The 17100-nt window shown below is 72.2% G+C and carries 15 protein-coding genes; 7 read left to right on the top strand and 8 right to left on the bottom strand.

Translation table 11 applies throughout. From position 1 onward, the window contains the following. The first annotated feature begins 68 nt into the window (after positions 1-68). Positions 69-1571: a M1 family metallopeptidase gene (locus ACZ60X_RS34485; RefSeq protein WP_469607100.1), complete on the top strand. Its 1503-nt coding sequence runs from the start codon at positions 69-71 to the stop codon at positions 1569-1571. An 11-nt stretch (positions 1572-1582) separates the two neighbouring features. On the opposite strand, the gene ACZ60X_RS34480 is transcribed toward ACZ60X_RS34485, so the two are convergent. Genes ACZ60X_RS34480 through ACZ60X_RS34470 form a run of 3 tightly spaced genes read right to left on the bottom strand, consistent with a single transcriptional unit; the run spans position 1583 to position 4549 of the window. Further along, the gene (locus ACZ60X_RS34480; protein WP_469607098.1) at positions 1583-2554 is read right to left on the bottom strand and encodes an adenosine kinase; all 972 of its coding nucleotides are present in this window, start codon (positions 2552-2554) and stop codon (positions 1583-1585) included. Continuing rightward, positions 2551-3039 carry a macro domain-containing protein gene (locus ACZ60X_RS34475; RefSeq protein ID WP_469607095.1) on the bottom strand — a complete coding sequence of 163 codons (489 nt, stop codon included), beginning with the start codon at positions 3037-3039 and terminating at the stop codon, positions 2551-2553. The genes ACZ60X_RS34480 and ACZ60X_RS34475 overlap by 4 nt, the downstream gene beginning before the upstream one ends. Before the next feature lie 43 nt (positions 3040-3082). After that, entirely contained in the window at positions 3083-4549 is a 1467-nt protein-coding gene (locus ACZ60X_RS34470; RefSeq protein ID WP_469607092.1) for an amino acid permease, read from the bottom strand. Between the two features lie 235 nt (positions 4550-4784). Between ACZ60X_RS34470 and ACZ60X_RS34465 the strand changes: the two genes are divergently transcribed. Then, positions 4785-5537, top strand: coding sequence for a MerR family transcriptional regulator (locus tag ACZ60X_RS34465; protein ID WP_469607089.1), 753 nt, complete (start codon positions 4785-4787; stop codon positions 5535-5537). A gap of 224 nt (positions 5538-5761) precedes the next feature. Here ACZ60X_RS34465 and ACZ60X_RS34460 read toward each other — a convergent pair whose 3' ends face one another. From ACZ60X_RS34460 to ACZ60X_RS34450, 3 genes are all read right to left on the bottom strand, one after another. Next, positions 5762-7933, bottom strand: a complete 2172-nt coding sequence (locus ACZ60X_RS34460; protein WP_469607086.1) for a 3-hydroxyacyl-CoA dehydrogenase NAD-binding domain-containing protein — start codon at positions 7931-7933, stop codon at positions 5762-5764. Between the two features lie 42 nt (positions 7934-7975). After that, positions 7976-9190 (bottom strand): acetyl-CoA C-acetyltransferase, encoded by a 1215-nt coding sequence (locus ACZ60X_RS34455; protein WP_469607085.1) that lies wholly within the window; start codon positions 9188-9190, stop codon positions 7976-7978. Positions 9191-9254: 64 nt separating this feature from the next. Continuing rightward, a complete protein-coding gene (locus ACZ60X_RS34450) occupies positions 9255-10391 on the bottom strand; it encodes a CaiB/BaiF CoA transferase family protein (protein ID WP_469607083.1) in 1137 nt (378 codons plus the stop codon). A 277-nt stretch (positions 10392-10668) separates the two neighbouring features. On the opposite strand from ACZ60X_RS34450, the gene ACZ60X_RS34445 reads away from it, so the two are divergent. Both ACZ60X_RS34445 and ACZ60X_RS34440 read left to right on the top strand, forming a co-directional pair. Next, a complete protein-coding gene (locus ACZ60X_RS34445) occupies positions 10669-11847 on the top strand; it encodes a saccharopine dehydrogenase family protein (RefSeq protein WP_469607081.1) in 1179 nt (392 codons plus the stop codon). Between the two features lie 147 nt (positions 11848-11994). Next, complete coding sequence (locus ACZ60X_RS34440; protein WP_469607080.1) at positions 11995-12183, top strand: hypothetical protein; 189 nt, start codon at positions 11995-11997, stop codon at positions 12181-12183. Here ACZ60X_RS34440 and ACZ60X_RS34435 read toward each other — a convergent pair. Further along, positions 12147-12890: an endonuclease V gene (locus ACZ60X_RS34435; protein ID WP_469607077.1), complete on the bottom strand. Its 744-nt coding sequence runs from the start codon at positions 12888-12890 to the stop codon at positions 12147-12149. The two genes, ACZ60X_RS34440 and ACZ60X_RS34435, sit on opposite strands and share 37 nt — an antisense overlap. A 58-nt stretch (positions 12891-12948) precedes the next feature. Here ACZ60X_RS34435 and ACZ60X_RS34430 point away from each other — a divergent pair, with 58 nt between their 5' ends. Next, on the top strand, positions 12949-13245 hold the full coding sequence (locus ACZ60X_RS34430) for a YciI family protein (protein WP_469607074.1): 297 nt from the start codon (positions 12949-12951) through the stop codon (positions 13243-13245). A gap of 12 nt (positions 13246-13257) precedes the next feature. Here ACZ60X_RS34430 and ACZ60X_RS34425 read toward each other — a convergent pair whose 3' ends face one another. Further along, positions 13258-14358 (bottom strand): WD40/YVTN/BNR-like repeat-containing protein, encoded by a 1101-nt coding sequence (locus ACZ60X_RS34425; protein ID WP_469607072.1) that lies wholly within the window; start codon positions 14356-14358, stop codon positions 13258-13260. Between the two features lie 252 nt (positions 14359-14610). Between ACZ60X_RS34425 and ssgD the strand changes: the two genes are divergently transcribed. After that, positions 14611-15027 carry a spore wall synthesis regulator SsgD gene (gene ssgD, locus ACZ60X_RS34420; RefSeq protein ID WP_469607069.1) on the top strand — a complete coding sequence of 139 codons (417 nt, stop codon included), beginning with the start codon at positions 14611-14613 and terminating at the stop codon, positions 15025-15027. Between the two features lie 333 nt (positions 15028-15360). Next, positions 15361-16986, top strand: a complete 1626-nt coding sequence (locus tag ACZ60X_RS34415; protein WP_469607066.1) for an ABC-F family ATP-binding cassette domain-containing protein — start codon at positions 15361-15363, stop codon at positions 16984-16986. Positions 16987-17100: the final 114 nt, after the last annotated feature.

Here is a 17100-nt window from a genome sequence, read left to right as displayed (position 1 = left end):
GATCGACGGAAGGATCGACCGAACAGATCCTCCGAACGGACTTGCAATCCCGACGACTTGGAGCTGACGTGCACCGCAGAATCATCGCGCCGGGCGCACTGGCGGCGGCCTCCCTCCTGCTGGCGATCCCGGCATCGGCCGCGAGCTACACCCCCGGCGCGCCGGGCATCGGCGACCCCTACTACCCGTACTACGGCAACGGCGGCTACGACGTCTCGCACTACGACCTGAGGCTTCAGTACCAGCCGAAGACGGACGAGTTGCAGGGCACGGCGACGATCCTGGCGAAGACCACGCAGGACCTGTCCAGCTTCGACCTGGACTTCCTGCTGGACGTCAGCGAGGTGCGGGTCAACGGCGCCAAGGCCGCGTTCGCGCACTCCCAGCAGCACGAACTGGTCGTCACACCGAAGGCACCGCTGGCCAAGGGCACGCCGATCACGGTCGTGGTCCGCTACAGCGGGGTGCCGTCGACGAAGAGCGCCTACGGCTTCGACACCTGGCACCGCACGCCCGACGGCGCGGTGGCCGCCGACGAGCCCGAGGCCGCCTGGTGGTGGTTCCCGAGCAACGACCACCCGAGCGACAAGGCCACCTACGACGTGTCCGTGGCCGTGCCGGACGGCACCCAGGCCATCTCCAACGGCACGCTGCAGTCGACCAGTTCGAAGCTGGGCTGGACCCGCTACAGCTGGCGGCAGGACAAGCCGCAGGCGACCTATCTGACCACGCTCGCCATCGGCAAGTTCGACATCACGACGAGCACCTCCGACGGTGGGGTGCCGGTCGTCAACGCCTACAGCAAGGACCTCGGCGACAACGACGGTGCCGCGCGGGCGAGCGTGGAGCGCACCGGCGAGATCGTCGACTGGCTGAGCGGCTACTTCGGGCCGTATCCGTTCAGCACGGCCGGCGGGTACGTCCCGAACACCACCACCGGCTACGCCCTGGAGACCCAGACCCGGGTGTACTACAGCCCCAAGCAGTTCGCGAAGGGCGCCAACACGTCGGTGGTCGTGCACGAGCTGGCGCACCAGTGGTACGGCGACGACGTGTCGCTCAAGCGCTGGAAGGACATCTGGCTCAACGAGGGCTTCGCGACATACGCGCAGTGGCTGTGGTCCGAGCACGAGGGCGAGGGCACCACGCAGCAGCTCGCCGACTACGTGTACGCCTCGCACCCCGCCGACGACCCGTTCTGGACGGTCGAGCCCGGTGACCCGGGACCTGACCACCAGTTCGACGACGCCGTCTACGACCGGGGCGCGCTCGCCATCCAGGCGCTGCGCAAGGAGGTCGGCGACGACGCGTTCTTCGCCATCCTGAAGGGCTGGCCGAAGGAGCACGCGTACGGCAACGCCTCGGTGGCCGACTTCCAGCGGTACGCCGAGCAGGTGTCCGGCAAACCGCTCGCCGCGTTCTTCGACACCTGGCTGTTCCAGCCGTCGAAGCCGGCCGTGTCCGCGGCCCGCGCCGCGTCGCTGGCGAAGGCGGGGACGGCGGTGACGCAGCCGAAGTCGTGGAAGAAGATCGAGGCGACGAACGACGTCCACGCCACGCGCGAGCACTGACCCGGGCGGGTCTAGGGTCTCGCCCGGGCCGCCCGCTGAAGCAGCTGGTCCCGGTCGATCGCGTCCGTGCGGGAGGCCGGGACCGTGCAGGCGTACGCTCCGGCGAGGGTGCCGTAGCGCGCGCAGACCTCGGGCGGCTCGCCGGTGAGGCGGCCGTAGAGGAAGGCGGCGGCGAAGGCGTCGCCCGCGCCGTTGGAGTCGACCACCGGGGCGGGCGGGGTCTCGGCGGGCACCCGGGTCAGCTCGCCGTCGGCCAGCAGATACGCGCCCTCGGCGCCCGCGGTGGCGACCGCGGTGCGGGCGCGGCCCCGCTCGGCGATGCGCCGCAGGGTCCGCTCGGGGTCGGTCAGGGCGGCCGCGGACAGGAAGACGACATCGGCCGTGTACGCGAACGGCTCGTGGTACGGGTTCTCGCCGTCCCAGTCGTGCAGGTCCGTGGAGAGCGGCACGCCCGTCGCGGCCAGCACCGGCAGCGCCTGGGCGCAGGGCTGGGTGAGGGTCACGTGGACGTGCCTGCTGGTCTCGGCGAGCGCGCGCAGCGTCCGCTCCGGGAAGCGGTCGCCGGGGCGGGCGCGGCTGGTGTCGTACAGGGAGAGCCGGCGGCCGTCGGGGCCGACGAGGTTGACCGCGCGCTTGGTCCCGGCGGGCTGCGGCAGCGCGGTGAGTGCGATGCCGTGCTCGCGGTGCAGGGCGCGCACGAGGTCGCCCTCGGGCTCGTCGCCGAGCAGGTCGAGGTGGTGGGTGCGCAGGCCGAGGGCGGCGAGACCGACCGCGACGAAGTCGCCGGTCTGCCCGGCCCGGGTGCGGATCCCGGAGTCGATCATGTAGCTGTCGGCGTAGGGCAGGGGCAGCTCGGGGACGTGGACGATGGTGTCCACGCCGGCTCCGCCCAGCACCAGGACGTCCGTCCTACCGGTGTCCGGCGCATCGGTGCGGGTGGCCTCGGGCCGTGCCGCCTGTGCCTCGCCGGTCCGTGTGGTCATCCCCCGCCCTCCCCGTGGTCGTACACCGTCACCGTGATGCCGCGTCGCACCAGCCGCTCGGTGATGAGCGGCTCTATGCGGGACCATGTGCCGCCCGCCAGGCCGCAGCCTATGCGGGGCATGTGCACGGACGCGCGGCGTTCGACCACTTCGTCGGCGAGGCGGGTGAGGGCGGTGTCGATCGCCTCGTAGCGGACGGGGACGCCCTTGCTGCCGGTCCTGGTCCCGCGCTGGCCGATCATGTTCGCGACCCAGACGTACGGCTCGACGCGGACCAGCTGGACCGCGCCGAGCCCGAAGTCGTTGCGGGCGCGGTCGCGGTGCCAGGCGCGGTACGCGCGCTCCGGCTCCGGCCAGCGGCGGGAGAGCGCCAGGACGAAGCCCTTGCCCCAGCCGCCGATGTCGTTGCAGACATGGGCGATCACCTTGACGCCCCTGACCGACAAAACGGTGGCGTCACCCCGGATGTATGTGATCCCCGACATGACGCCAACCGTAGGCGATGCCACTGACAGTGGCTCTGAACTGCTACTTCGCCAGCTGCTCCGGCTCCTTGGCGGCGGTCGCGGCCACCCTGCGGCGCACCCCGAACCAGCCGGCGACCAGCATCACGGCGATCACCGGGATGAGCAGGATGGTCTTGCGGCCGACGCCCGGGTCGTTCCACATCATGCCGAGGCACACCAGCAGGAAGGCGATCGTGGCGATCTCGGTGCCGGGGCTGAACTTCAGCTGGAAGTGCGGCCGGGTCACGAGGCCCGCGCGGGCGCGGCGGACGAAGATCATGTGGCAGACCATGATGATCACCCAGGTGCTGATGATGCCGAGGGAGGCCACGTTCAGCACGATCTCGAAGGCCTGGCTGGGCACGAGGTAGTTCAGGCCGACGCCGAGCACGCAGACGGCGCAGGTCAGCAGGATGCCGCCGTAGGGCACCTGGCTGCGGCTCATCCTGGCGGTGAACTTGGGCGCCGAGCCCGCCATGGCCATCGAGCGCAGGATGCGGCCGGTGGAGTACAGGCCGGAGTTGAGCGAGGACATGGCGGCGGTCAGCACGACGAGGTTCATCACGTCACCGGCCGCCGGGACGCCGATCTTGGACAGGACGGTCACGAACGGGCTCTCGTCGGCGGAGTACACCGAACCGGGCAGCAGCAGCGCGAGCAGGACGACCGAGCCGACGTAGAACAGGCCGACGCGCCACATGATCGAGTTCACCGCGCGCGGGACTACCTTCTCCGGCTCGGCGGTCTCACCGGCCGCCACACCCACCAGTTCCAGCGCGGCGTACGCGAAGATCACGCCCTGCATGATCAGGACGACCGGCATCAGGCCGTGCGGGAAGATGCCGCCGTGGTCGTTGATCACGCTCAGGCCGGGGGTGTGGCCGTCGACCTTGTGCTGGGTGGCGAGCAGGAAAATGCTGATCAGCATGAAGCCGACGATGGTGGCGACCTTGATGATCGCGAACCAGAACTCCATCTCGCCGAAGATCTTCACCGAGATCAGGTTCACGGCGAGGACCACCGCGAGGGCGATCAGCGCGAGGACCCACTGCGGGATCGAGGTGAAGAAGCTCCAGTAGTGCGTGTAGAGCGCGATCGCGGTGATGTCTGCGATACCGGTGGTCGACCAGTTCAGGAAGTACATCCAGCCGGCGACGTAGGCGCCCTTCTCGCCGAGGAACTCGCGCGCGTAGCTCACGAAGGAGCCGGAGGACGGCCGGTACAGGACCAGCTCGCCCAGCGCACGCACGACGAAGAAGGCGAAGACGCCGCAGACCAGGTAGGCCAGGGCGAGCGCCGGACCGGCGTTGTGCAGTCGGCCGCCGGCTCCGAGGAGGAGGCCGGTGCCGATGGCGCCGCCGATGGCGATCATGTTGATGTGGCGGGCCTTGAGGTCCTTGCTGTAACCGGCGTCGCCCGCGTCCGCGGGCGTCGCGGCCGTCTGGGCGGGGGATACGGCCTGGGCCGAGTCCACGGCGTCGTTGCTCACGGGTGGTTCCACTTCCTGGTGCGCCCGGACCTCGTGAGCCCGGGGGTCGTGCAGGGGTCGGCCCGCACCACCCTGTCGAGTTGCGGCACAGACCAAGGCAGCAGCTTCCCAGAAAGATCCGGCGGTAGTCGGTGGCCCACGTCACAGAGCGTTACTTCTCACACGATCCATTCGATGATCACCCGACGTTCACGACAGGTTTCACACGATCGGTGAGACAGCGATACTGCTGCACATGACGACCGACGCGACGTCCGAGCCCGGGGAGCAGACTCTCACGATCGACGAACTGGCCGCCCGCGCGGGCGTCACGGTGCGCACCGTGAGGTTCTACGGCAGCAAGGGGCTGCTCCCGCCGCCGGAGATCGGTCCGCGCCGGGTGGGCCGGTACGGCGCCGGACACGTGGCGCGGCTCGCCCTGATCGAGGAGTTGCAGCAGCAGGGCATGACGCTGGCGGCGATCGAACGGTACGTGCGGCAGCTGCCGCCGGGGCTCAGCCCGCACGACCTCGCCATCCACCGGGCGGTGGTGGCGTCCTGGGCGCCGGACGCGGTGGAGGCGGTGTCGCGGCGGGAGCTGGAGCGGCGGGCCGGGCGGGCGCTGTCCGCCGAGGACGTGGCGCGGCTGGCGGCGATGAGCGTGGTCCGGGAGGCCGGGGACGGCACCTTCCGTGTCGACACCGGGCTGCTCCGGCTCGGCGTGGAGTTGCTCGACGTACCGCTGTCGCAGGAGGCGATCCTCGCGGCGCGCACGGTGCTCATCGAGCACTCGCGCGCCGCGGCCCACGAGTTGTCCCAGCTCTTCCGCGACGAGGTGTCCGAGCGGGCCGCCCGGGACGTGAAGTCCCTGTCGGCGCACATGCACCCGTTGGTGGTGCAGGCGCTGTTGACGACGTTCCAGCGGTCGCTGCGAGAAGAGCTGAGCGAGTGGGTCGGCGGACCGGACGGGGAGGGAGCCGGCGGATCCGGCGCGGCCGGCCCCGGCTGACCAGGCACGGCCGGGACCTTGCGGCTCGGCTGCGACCGGACCGGGGGGCGGGGCGCGGATGGATGCGGCGGCTCGGTCCGGGCCGGACCCCCCGGTCCGCGCCGGACCCCCCGGTCCGCGCCGGACCCCCCGGTCCGGGCGGGACCGGACCCACAAGCCGGGCGGGCCGGGGTCTGCGGGGCGGGTGGGGCCGGGGCGGGCAGGGGGGGCGTCGGGGTTCGGTGTCAGTCGGTGAAGTGCTCCCCCTTCTCCGCCTTCTCCACGAGCAGTGCGGGCGGGGTGAAGCGGTCGCCGTAGGCCGCGGCGAGTTCCCGGGCGCGGGCGACGAAGCCCGGCAGGCCGCCGTCGTAGCCGTTGATGTACTGCAGGACGCCACCGGTCCAGCCGGGGAAGCCGATGCCGAAGATCGAGCCGATGTTGGCGTCGGCGACCGAGGTCAGGACACCTTCCTCCAGGAGCCGTACGGTGTCGAGCGCCTCGGCGAAGAGCATCCGCTCCTGCATGTCCCGGAACGGGATCCGGTGCCCCGGTTTGGTGAAGTGCTCGCGCAGGCCCGGCCAGAGTCCGGCGCGCTTGCCGTCGTCGGTGTACTCGTAGAAGCCTGCGCCGCCGCTGCGGCCGGGGCGGCCGAACTCGTCGACCATGCGGTCGATCACCGCCTCCGCCGGGTGCGCGGTCCAGGTGCCCCCGGCCTCCTCCACGGCCCGCCTGCTCTCGTTGCGGATCTTGCGCGGGAGCGTGAGGGTCAGCTCGTCCATGAGGGAGAGCACCTTGGCGGGGTAGCCGGCCTGGGCCGCGGCCTGCTCGACGGAGGCGGGTTCGACGCCCTCGCCGACCATGGCGACGCCCTCGTTGATGAAGTGGCCGATCACCCGGGAGGTGAAGAAGCCGCGCGAGTCGTTGACCACGATCGGCGTCTTGTTGATCTGGCGGACCAGGTCGAAGGCGCGGGCAAGTGCCTCGTCGCCGGTGCGCTCGCCCTTGATGATCTCGACCAGCGGCATCTTGTCGACCGGTGAGAAGAAGTGCAGTCCGATGAAGTCGGCCTGGCGCTCCACGCCCTCGGCGAGGGTGGTGATGGGCAGTGTGGAGGTGTTGGAGCACAGCAGCGCGTCGGGGGCGACGACGGACTCGATCTCCTGGAACACCTTGTGCTTGAGCGCGGTGTCCTCGAAGACCGCCTCGATGACCGCGTCGCAGCCGGCGAGGTCGGCCGCCTCTGCGGTGGGCGTGATCCGGGCGAGCAGCGCGTCCGCCTTCTCCTGGCTGGTACGGCCCTTGGCGACGGCCTTGGCGCACAGGTTCTCGGAATAGGCCTTGCCCTTGGCGGCCGCCTCCGGGGTCACGTCCTTCAGGACGACGTCGATGCCCGCGCGGGCACAGGAGTAGGCGATGCCGGCGCCCATCATGCCGGCGCCGAGGACGGCGACCTTGCGGACCTGGCGGGGCTCGACGCCCTTCGGCCGGTTCGCACCGGAGTTGACGGCCTGGAGGTCGAAGAAGAACGCCTGGATCATGTTCTTGGCGGTCTGCCCGGTGACCAGCTCGGTGAAGTAGCGGGTCTCGATGGTGATCGCGGTCTCGAAGTCGACCTGGGCGCCCTCGACGGCCGCGGCCATGATGTTGCGCGGGGCGGGGTAGGGCGCGCCGTTCGTCTGCTTGCGCAGATTGGCCGGGAAGGCTGGCAGGTTGGCGGCGAACTTCGGGTGGGCCGGAGTGCCGCCCGGGATCTTGTAGCCGGGCACGTCCCAGGGCTGGTGCGACTCGGGGTGGGCGTCGATGAAGGCCCGCGCCCGCGCGAGCATCTCCTCCGGCGTGGCGGCCACCTCGTGGACCAGGCCGTTGTCCAGCGCGCGGCGCGGGTTGTACTGGGTGCCCTGGAGCAGCACCTTCAGCAGCGCGTCCGTGATGCCCATCAGGCGTACGGTGCGGGTGACGCCGCCGCCCGCGGGCAGCAGACCGAGCGTGACCTCCGGCAGGCCGATCCTGGAGCCGGGGGCGTCGAGCGCGATGCGGTGGTGGGAGGCGAGGGCGATCTCGTACCCGCCGCCCAGGGCCGCGCCGTTGATGGCGGCGACGACCGGCTTGCCGAGGGTCTCGATGCGGCGCAGCGCGTTCTTGATCTCGGTCGCGGTCTCGAAGACCTGCTGGGCGTCCTCGGGGCCGGCCTTGATCATGTCCTTGAGGTCGCCGCCCGCGAAGAAGGTCTTCTTGGCGGAGGTGTAGATGATGCCGCGGATGGAGTCCTTCTCGGCCTCCGCGCGGGCGGCGATCGCCGTGACGGAGGCGCGGAACGCCTGGTTCATGGTGTTCGCGGACTGGTCCGGGTCGTCCAGGACGAGGGTGACGACACCGGTGTCGTCCTGCTCCCAGCGGATGGTCGTGCTTTCGGTCATGGCAGTCGTCTTTCGTCGAAGTCTGGTGGTTCCGCGGGGAGTTCAGATGCGTTCGACGATGGTGGCGATGCCCATGCCGCCGCCGACGCACAGGGTGGCGAGGCCGTAGCGCTTGTCCTGGCGCTCCAGTTCGTCCACGAGGGTGCCGAGGATCATCGCGCCGGTCGCGCCGAGGGGGTGGCCGAGGGCGATGGCGCCGCCGTTGACGTTGACCTTGTCCAGGGAGAGGCCCATGTCCTTGACGAAGCGGAGCACGACCGCGGCGAACGCCTCGTTGATCTCGACCAGGTCGATGTCGCCGATGGTGAGGCCGGCCTTGGCCAGGGCCTTGCGGGTGGCGGGGGCGGGCCCGGTGAGCATGATGGTGGGCTCGGAGCCGGAGACGGCCGCGGAGACGATCCGCGCGCGGGGGGTGAGGCCGTAGCGCTCGCCGACCTCCCTTGAGCCGATCGCCACGAGTGAGGCGCCGTCCACGATGCCGGAGGAGTTGCCCGCGTGGTGGACGTGGTCGATCTTCTCGATCCAGTGGTACTTCTGCAGGGCGACGGCGTCGAAACCTCCGAGTTCGCCGATGTCGGCGAACGACGGCTTGAGCGACGCGAGGGAGCCGGCGGTGGTGCCGGGGCGCGGGTGCTCGTCGTGGTCGAGGACGACCAGGCCGCTGCGGTCCTTGACGGGGACCACCGAGCGGTCGAAGCGGCCCTCCTTCCAGGCCGTGACCGCGCGCTCCTGGGACAGGGCCGCGTACTCGTCGACGTCGCGGCGCGAGAAGCCCTCGATGGTGGCGATGAGGTCGGCGCCGATGCCCTGCGGCACGAAGTTCACCGCGAGGTTGGTCATCGGGTCGTTGAACCAGGCACCGCCGTCGGACGCCATCGGCACCCGGGACATCGACTCCACGCCGCCCGCGAGGACCAGGTCCTCCCAGCCCGAACGGACCTTGGCGGCGGCGAGGTTGACGGCCTCCAGGCCCGAGGCACAGAAGCGGTTCTCCTGCACGCCCGCGACCGTGTCGGGCAGCCCGGCGGCGATCGCGGCGATCCTCGCGATGTCGGAGCCCTGGTCGCCGACGGGGCCGACGACCCCGAGGACGATGTCGTCGACGGCGGCCGGGTCGAGGCCGGGGAAGCGGTCGCGGATCTCGTGGATGAGGCCGACGACCAGGTCGATGGGCTTGGTGCCGTGCAGGGCGCCGTTCGCCTTGCCGCGGCCGCGCGGGGTGCGGATCGCGTCGTACACGTACGCTTCGGTGCTCACTGGTGTGCCTTTCGGAAGGGGTGGGCCGAGCGGGGTCGGTCGCTGCCCGCGACCGGGTCGTCGTTCACGAGTCGTCGTTCGCCGCCGCCGGTATCCCCCAGTCCCGCGCCACCGCTTCGGTGTCCGCGCCGGGCAGGGCGGGGCCGGTACGGACGGTGGTGGGGGTCGCGGAGAAGCGGGGGGCGGGGGCGGGCTGGGTGATGCCGCCGTGGTCGGTGAAGGTGCCGCGGGCGGCGAGGTGCGGGTGGCGCGGGGCCTCGCGCAGGGACAGCACGGGGGCCACGCACGCGTCGGTGCCCTCGAAGACGGCCGTCCACTCCTCGCGCGTGCGGGACCTGAAACGGGCGGCGATCCTCTCGCGCAGCTCCCCCCAGCGCGTCCAGTCCTTGCGGGCTCCGGCGAGGTCGTCCAGGCCGAGCAGGCGCAGGAACTCCTCGTAGAACGGGCCCTCCAGGGCGCCGACCGCCATGTATCCGCCGTCGGCGGTCTCGTAGGTGCCGTAGTAGGGGCAGCCGCCGTCGAGGAGGTTGGCGGCACGCCGGTCCTGCCAGCCGCCGGCCGCGAGCATGCCGTGGATCATCGCCGACAGATGGGCCGTGCCGTCGACGATGGCGGCGTCGACGACCTGCCCGGTGCCGGTCGCGCGCGCGTGGTGCAGGGCGGCGAGGACGCCGACGACGAGGTAGAGGGAGCCGCCCGCGTAGTCCCCGAGGAGGTTGGCGGGGAGGGCCGGGGGCTCGTCCGGGCGGCCGATCATGCCGAGGGTGCCGGTGAGCGCGATGTAGGCCACGTCGTGGCCCGCGCGATGAGCGAGGGGGCCGTCCTGGCCCCAGCCGGTCATCCGGCCGTAGACGAGGCGGGGGTTGCGGGCGTGGCACTGTTCGGGGCCGACGCCGAGGCGCTCGGCGACGCCCGGGCGGTATCCCTCGATGAGGACGTCGGCACGCTCGGCGAGGTCGAGCACGCGCGCGGGACCGTCCGGCGCCTTCAGGTCGACCACGACCGAGCGTTTGTTGCGGTTCGTCACGTCGTACGCCGGATCGATCGCGAGACCTGGCCCGCCCGGCCGGTCCACCCGGACGACGTCCGCGCCCAGGTCGGCCAGGAGCATGGCGGCGAACGGGCCGGGGCCGATGCCGGCCAGCTCGACCACGCGCACGCCGGAGAGCGGGCCCTGCCCCGGCTTCGCTGCCGTCGTCATGCTCCAGCCCCCAAGCGTGTGTGACACAACTGATGTAACACCTGCGATGCTAAGAACGCGTTCCATCTGGCACAAGACCTGAACGAGCAAGCGCTTAGCCAAGTGCCCGGCACCTCGGAGACCACCCGAACGGGTGAGACGGAGGTGAGCCGTGCGCCGGCCCGGCCCACTCCTGTCGCCCCACCGCCGTCGGAGCGCAGCCGGTGGCCGGCGTGCGCACACCTCACGCTAGCCTCAGCCACCGACAGCGGCGCGGGCTGCACGACCAAGGGGTGTCATGAGCAGGATAAAAAGGACGGACCGTCCCTACGACCTCGTGCTCTTCGGAGCCACCGGCTTCGTCGGCGTCCTCACGGCGGAGTATCTCGCCGCGCACGCGCCGGACGGTCTGCGCTGGGCCGTCGCCGGCCGGGACGCACGCAAGCTGGAGCGGCTGCGCGAACGGCTGCCCGGCGGTGCGGACATCGGCGTCCTGCGGGCCGACGTGGCCGAACCGGCCACCCTGCGCGCCCTCGCGGAGCACGCGCGCGTGGTGGCCACGACGGTCGGTCCCTACGTGCTGTACGGCGAGGGGCTGGTCGCCGCCTGCGCGGACACCGGCGCCGACTATCTGGACCTGAGCGGCGAGCCGGAGTTCGTGGACCTCATGTACGTCCGGCACGACGCACGCGCGCGGGAGACGGGGGCGCGCCTGGTGCACGCCTGTGGCTTCGACTCCGTACCGCACGACCTCGGTGTTCACTTCACGGTGGGGCACCTGCCGGAGGGAGTGCCGCTGCGGGTGGACGGGTACGTCAGCGTCGACGCGGCCTTCTCCGGCGGCACACTGGCCTCGGCGCTGAACCAGTTCGCCCGCGGCCGGCGGATGCTGGCCGCCGCGCGCGACCGGGGGCGGCACGAGCCGCGGCTGCCGGGCCGCCGGGTCGCGGCGTCCACGGGCGCGCCGCGCTTCGCCGGGGAGGTCGGCGCCTGGGCGCTGCCGCTGCCGACCCTCGACCCGCAGATCGTGCGCCGTTCGGCGCGGGCCCTGGAGCGCTACGGCCCGGACTTCCGCTACCGGCACTACGCGGCGGTACGGCATCTGCCGGTCGCCCTCGGCGGGGTCGCCGCCGTCGGCGCGGTGGCGGCAGCAGCCCAACTGCCGCCCGCGCGGCGCTGGTTGTCGGACCGGCTGAAGCCGGGTGAGGGGCCGAGCCCGGAGAAGCGGGCGAGGAGCCGGTTCGCGGTGCGGTTCGTCGGCGAGGGCGGCGGCCGGCGCGTGTGCACGGAGGTCGCGGGCGGCGATCCCGGCTACGACGAGACGGCGAAGATGTTCGCCGAGGCGGCCCTGTGCCTCGCCTTCGACGACCTTCCGCCGACGGCCGGGCAGGTCACCACGGCCGAGGCGATGGGCGACGCCCTGACCGGGCGGCTGCGCGCCGCGGGGATCACCTTCCGGGTGGCGGCCGGAGGGTAGACGTGGCTTTTGCGGCGCCACCCGGTTTGAGACTTTGCGGCTCGGGCATGCCGCCTGTCCCCGGCCTTGCGCGCAAAAGTCTCACTGGGCCGTTCAATGAAACGATGGAGCCCTGGACGGAGGTGGCCGCAAGGAGGCGAGGAGAGCGTGAAGTTCGTACTCGAAGTGACGGTGGACGAGGGCGCATCGGCGCAGGACCGGGCGCGTGAGCTGGGCCGGATCCTGCGCTACTGGGGCGGCAATCTGCACCACTACGCCCTCGAACCGGGCGATGGCTCGGACGTCTACGACTCGGCGTATCAGGAGGTCGGTGCCTGGCGCGTCGTCGCCTCCTGAGCAGCACCGTGGGCTGTGCCCTGTGCCGCCTCGCGCAGCGCCCGGCGGCACAGGGAGTCCGCCCGGCGCGTGGTCTCCGGCAGCCGGTAGCGCGGGGTCAGGGCCAGGGTGTGGGCCAGGGCGTTGTCCAGGCTCACCCGGTGGCCGACCGAGACGAAGACCGGCTTGACCCCGTCCCGGGTGCGCAGGGCGCGCCCGACCTCCTCGGTCCCGGCGAGCAGCGCGGCGGACGCGCCCCGCGCGGGCCCCGGCTCGTCGTACGTGAAGGTGAACGGGTTCTTGGCGACGCCGATGACCGGCAGGCCGGTGAGCACGCCGAGATGGCTGGCGAGGCCGAAGCGGCGCGGATGGGCCAGGCCGTAGCCGTCGCACACGACCAGGTCGGGCGGGCACGGGAGCCGGTCCAGGGCGGCCCGGACGGTGGGGATCTCCCGGAAGGCGAGCAGACCGGGCACGTACGGGAAGGACACCCGGCCGACCGCCGTCGCCTCGGCCACCACCTCCAAGGTGGCGGCGTCCAGCACCACGGCCGCCGCGGCGACGAGGTCGCGGGCGTCGTCGTAGGCGACGTCGACGCCCGTGACGCGCCCCTGCCCGGGCGGTGGTCCGGGCTCGTCCAGCACCACCCGCCCGCGCAGTTCGTCCTGCACGGCGCGGGCCTCGTCCTCGGTCGCGGGCCAGCCCGCCGGTACGCCTACGGTCGTCATGGTGACCAGACTGTACGGCCCCCGGGGATTGTCCGTGCCCGGGGGTAACCTCGTGATCATGTTCGTACTGGAGCTGACGTACACCGCACCGCTCGACGCCGTCGACGCGCTGCTGCCCGACCACGTGGCCTGGCTGGAGGAGCAGTACGGCAAGGGCATGTTCCTGGCCTCCGGGCGCAAGGAGCCGCGCGAGGGCGGGGTGATCCTGGCCGTCGCCGCGGACCGTGCCGTGATCGACGAGGCCATCGCGCGCGACCCGTTCGCCGTCGCCGGCGTGTGCACCTACCGCGTCACGGAGTTCATCGCCACGAAGACGGCCCCCGAGCTGGAGCGGCACCGCCGGACCCCGGGCTGAGCCCGCCCCCCGTCAGCGTTCCAGCCGGGCCACCCTGCCCCCTTCCCCGGCGGCCCAGCAGCTCAGGTCCGGTGTGCAGGCCACGGTGTCGTACGAGCCGGTGTCGATCGTCCGCCAGGTGCGGCCGCCGTCGGTGGTCAGGTCGGTGCCGGTGGGACCGACGGCGAGCGCGGCGCCGCGGCTGTGCGGCAGCCAGGCGGCGCCGGAGCGGTAGGCCGGCGGGGGCGTGCCGGCCGGGTTCCAGGTGCGGCCGCCGTCGGCGGTGACGGCGGCGGCCCGCGGCGAGGGTTCGCCGGGACGGTAGTCGCCGCCGACGGCGAGGCCGTGGTCGCGGTCGCGGAAGGCGAGGGCGAAGACACCCCTGGCCGGATCGCCGGCCGGGACGGGGGTGTCGGCCGCGGTCCAGTTCAGGCCGCGGTCGGCGGAGTGCAGCACGCGCGCGTGGGCGCCGCCGCCGGTGGCCAGCCAGACGTCCTTTTGGCCCGAGGTGACCAGGCACTGGCCGCTCGCGGCGAAGCCGGCCTCGCCCTGAAGGGCCGGCGGCATGCCCTCGGTGGGCAGCACCCGCCAGGAGCGGCCGCCGTCGCCCGTGGTCAGGAGGCGGAACTTCCCGTCCACCGGGTCGCCCACGGCGAGGCCGTGGCGGCGGTCGAAGAAGGCCAGGCAGTCGTAGAAGGCGTTCGGGTCGGTGTTGCGGAAGGACTCGGTCCAGCTCGCCCCGCCGTCGTCGGTGCGGTACACGCGGGAGGCCTCGCCCTCCCCGACGGCCAGCACCACCGCGCGCCGCGCGTCGAACGCCTCCACGTCCCGGAACTGCAGGTCGCCCGCCCCCGGCGGAGAGACGTTCCGCCAGCTGGACCCGCCGTCCGTGGTGCGCAGCACCGTGCCGCCGGTGCCGGCCAGCCAGGCGGTGTGCCGGTCGACGGCCGCGAGCCCCCGGAAGCGGACCTGCGGGGTCCCGGGGTCCTTCACCGACCAGTGCACTCCCCCGGCCTCCGGTCCCGGTGTGCGGGCCTCGGCCGCCGGGACGGTCAGCGCGGCCAGCGCCGCCCCGCACACCACCCCCGCCGCTACCAGCCGGCCGGTCCGTCCCCTGCCTCGCGTGCTCCCCATGCGCCTCATGGCGGGCGAAGCTAGCCCACCGGGCCGGCGCCGTCCAGGGCGGCCGGGGACCACCGCCCCTGGCCGTCCTGAGGACCAACTGCCCCTCGCCACGGGACGAACGGCCCATAAGGCGCCACGCATGAAAGCGGTGACCGAGGTCACTCGTTCTGTGTGTGCACGCACCGGCCTGATCAGACGTCTCTTCCAGTGCCAGGTGCCGCACATCCGGCCGTAGTCCAGCCGTCACGAGGGAGTAAGGCGTTGTCCACCGTCATCGAGCAGCCCGTAGAGGCCCGACTCGTCGCCGCCGCACCGCGCATGCCGAACATTCCCGCCACGCTGCGCTACGACCGGCGCGACCCCTTCGCCGTCGTCATGACGTTCCCGGCCCCGGCCACCCTGGAGGGCGTCGAGGTCCGCTGGACCTTCTCGCGCGAGCTGCTGATCGCCGGGATGCAGGCGCCCGAGGGCCAGGGCGACGTCCGGGTGCGGCCGTACGGCTACGACCGTACGGTGCTGGAGTTCCACGCCCCCGAGGGCACCGCCATCGTGCACGTGCGCTCGGGCGAGATCCGGCGCTTCCTGGAGGCGGCCGACGAGCTGGTGCCGGCCGGCCTCGAACACCTCCAGCTCGACCTCGACCACGACCTGGCCGAACTGATGCGGGACGCCTGCTGAGCGCCACGCGCGCGTGACCGGCGTTTTCCCGCACCGGCACGCCCCGGCCGAGGGCCCGCCTCGGTCAATTGCGTTGACACCCGCGAACGCCCCTCTTAGCGTGTACGTCGGTCCTGTTGCCGTCGATTGGAGAAGGACGTTGCTCGTCTGAGGTCCTGAGGCACCGCGTCGCACCGGTGAGGTGTGCGCGGCGTACGACCTCGGCGTCCGAGCCGTCCTCCGGCACAGGCCTTTCTTTTTTTTCCGGCCCCTTGTGCCCAGACCCTTCGGTTCCCGCCTCGCGGTGTCTCGAGATGCGTCCCCCTACCGCACGCACGTCATCGCGAGGCCTTCATGTCATCCTCTCTCACCTGCACGTCCCTGACCTTCGCCTGGGCAGACGGCACCACCGTCCTCGACGGGCTGGACGTCGCCTTCGGCCCCGGCCGGACCGGGCTCGTCGGCGTCAACGGATCGGGAAAGTCCACCCTGTTGAAGCTGCTGGCCGGGGAACTCGTCCCGGTCGACGGCAGCGTCAAGGTGGCCGGCGAGGTCGGCTACCTCCCGCAGAACGTCACCCTCGACACCACTCTCCGCGTCGACCAGGCCCTCGGCATCGCCGCGCAGCGGACCGCGCTGCACGCCATCGAGGCGGGCGACGTCACCGAGGAGCACTTCGAGACGGTCGGCGACGACTGGGACGTCGAGGAGCGCGCCCTGGTCACGCTCGGTGAACTCGGCCTCGGCCACATCGGCCTGGACCGGACCGTCGGCGAGGTCTCCGGCGGTGAGTCGGTGCTGCTGCGGCTCGCCGCGCTGCTGCTGCGCCGCCCCGGCATCCTGCTGCTGGACGAGCCCACCAACAACCTGGACCTGTACGCGCGCCGGCGGCTCTACCAGGCCGTCAGCGCGTGGCCCGGCGTCCTGGTCGTGGTCAGTCACGACCGGGAACTGCTCGACCTGGTCGACCAGATCGCGGAACTGCGCTCCGGGGAGGTCACCTGGTACGGCGGCAACTTCTCGGCGTACGAGCAGGCGCTCGCCGTCGAGCAGGAGGCCGCCGAGCGGATGGTGCGCGTGGCGGAGGCCGATGTGCGCAAGCAGAAGCGCGAACTGGCCGACGCCCAGGTCAAACTGGCCCGCCGCAAGCGGTACGGACAGAAGATGTTCGAGCAGAAGCGGGAGCCGAAGATCGTCATGGGCGCGCGCAGACGCGCCGCCCAGGAGTCCGCCGGCAAGCACCGCATCATGCACGAGGAGCGGCTCGCCGAGGCGCGCGAGCGGCTGGACGAAGCGGTGGAGGCCGTGCGGGACGACGACGAGATCCGCGTCGACCTGCCGTACACGGCCGTGCCGCCCGGCCGGCAGGTGCTCACCCTGGAGCACCTGCACCTGGCCTACGGGGCGCGGATCGAGGGAATCCTCGACCTGCGCGGCCCGGAGCGGATCGCCCTCATCGGCCGCAACGGCGCCGGGAAGACGACGCTGCTGCGCACCGTCGCCGGGGAGCTGGCGCCGGTGGCGGGCGAGGCACGCGCACACGTGCCGCTGCGTTTCCTGCCCCAGCGGCTGGACGTGCTGGACGACGCGCTGACGGTCGCCGAGAACGTGGCCCGCTTCGCGCCGGGCGCCACCAACAACCGGATCCGGGCGCGCCTCGCCCGCTTCCTGTTCCGGGGCGCGCGGGCCGACCAGCAGGCGGCCACCCTGTCGGGCGGTGAGCGGTTCCGGGCAGCGCTGGCCGCGCTCATGCTCGCCGAACCGGCACCCCAGTTGCTGCTGCTCGACGAGCCCACCAACAATCTGGACATGGCGAGCGTGCGGCAGCTGACCTCGGCCCTGGAGTCGTACGAGGGCGCGCTGCTCGTCGCGAGCCACGACATGCCGTTCCTGGAGTCGATCGGCATCACGCGCCGGCTGCTGCTGGAGGACGGCGAGCTGAAGGAGGTCGCGGCGCAGGACACCGGGTTCCCGGCGTAGCGCGGGCCGCGCGCCGAGGGCGGGACGTGCCGGGCACGGCCGGCACGTCTCAGGAGAAGCACAGCCTGGCAACGAGGGTTTTGCCCTGGCGGGAGCGGGCTGCATGATGGCGAA

The sequence above is a fragment of the Streptomyces sp. NPDC104106 genome, assembly GCF_055584345.1.
Note: the sequence above shows the minus strand (reverse complement) of the source record. Positions and strands in the feature narration are given on the sequence as shown.